Origin of the sequence: uncultured Meiothermus sp., assembly GCF_937863175.1 — a bacterium.
Taxonomy (GTDB): Bacteria; Deinococcota; Deinococci; order Deinococcales; family Thermaceae; genus Meiothermus.
On the sequence record NZ_CALMCQ010000298.1, the window covers coordinates 1 to 1,295 of the forward strand.

At 59.2% G+C, this 1,295-nt stretch carries 2 protein-coding genes; both read left to right on the forward strand.

Annotated features, from left to right (window positions below; translation table 11 throughout):
- On the forward strand, positions 1-922 hold a 922-nt coding region (locus Q0288_RS11375), incomplete at its 5' end, for a substrate-binding domain-containing protein (RefSeq protein WP_299430487.1).
- Positions 923-1,000: 78 nt separating this feature from the next.
- The coding region (locus Q0288_RS11380) for a hypothetical protein (RefSeq protein WP_299430489.1) at positions 1,001-1,295 on the forward strand (295 nt) is incomplete at its 3' end.

Genomic DNA, 1,295 nt, shown 5'->3' on the forward strand with positions numbered 1-1,295 from the left:
TTCTGAGGAGACCCGCCTGCGGGTTCAACACGCGGTGGAGCAACTGGGCTACCGGCCCAACCCCACTGCCCGCAGTTTTCGCACCGGCAAAACCCAGTCGGTCTCGGTGATGCTGCCAATGATCGGCACTGATTTTTACAACCGACTCATCAATGGTATTGACCAGGGACTTGCCCAGCACGATTACGACGCCGGTTTATTCCCCTTGCTGAGCCCCCGCCGTCTGGAACGCTACCGCAATCCATCGGCTCCGCCCTACAACGCCGATGGTCTGATCCTGGCATCACTCAATCCAGACAGCCTTTTTAAGGGCGGGCGTGTCCCTGCCGGGCTACCCACGGTTCTGGTGGATATCGCCCACCCGGATTACGACAGCGTGACTGTGGATAATGTAGCTGGGGGCTATTTGGCTGGACAGCATCTCCTCGAGCGCCCCGCGCCCACCTACGTGGTCATGATTGAAGAGCGCTTTAACACCCCCTTTGCCAGCGGGGTCTTTCGCGACCGATTGCGGGGTTTCCAGAAAGCCTTTATTGAGCGCTCCCACCCCCTCCCCGAGGCCAATGTTGTGACCGTGGAGTTCAGCTGGGACGGTGGGCGGAAAGCGGCGCGTGAGATCATCAATCGGCTGAATGGCCCCGTCAACATCTTTGCCAGTTGCGACCTACTGGCCCAGGGCCTGGTTGACGAGATGCACCATCGGGGCCGCCCGGTCGAAGGGGAGGTTCGGCTCGTGGGCTACGACGACCAACCCTGGACAGAGGGCTATGGGCTCTCCACCATACGGCAACCCATCGAATCCATGGGCGGCTTGGCGGCCAGCCTATTGATCAAGCGCCTGGGTCGTCCGACGGCCAGCATCAGCCAACGGGTGTTAAGCCCCAGGCTGGTGGTTCGGGCTTCATCGGCGGAGGGGAGGTGAGGGCTGGGTAGATTAGAGAGTCTTGGCTAAAGGCAAAGATCGTGGGGCATCTGGGCGATGCCGGGGGGTGCACGATAGATGAACAAACCAAGTTGGTACAAGGTCGTTCTAGCGGTAGTTGCAAGCTTGTTGTTGTGGGGTTGTAACCAGGCTGCTCCACCGGCAACTGCCAAGCCCGAGCCTCCGCAAGTTGTGCGGGCCCAGGTCACCAACGAACCCTTCAACGAAGACGATGTGGTGTACATGGTGCTGACGGATCGTTTCAACGATGGCAACTCAGCTAATAACAACCAGGGATTCAACGAATACCGACCCGGCAACCTCAAGTTCTATCAGGGGGGCGATTGGCAGGGCTTGATTAATCAGTTCCATT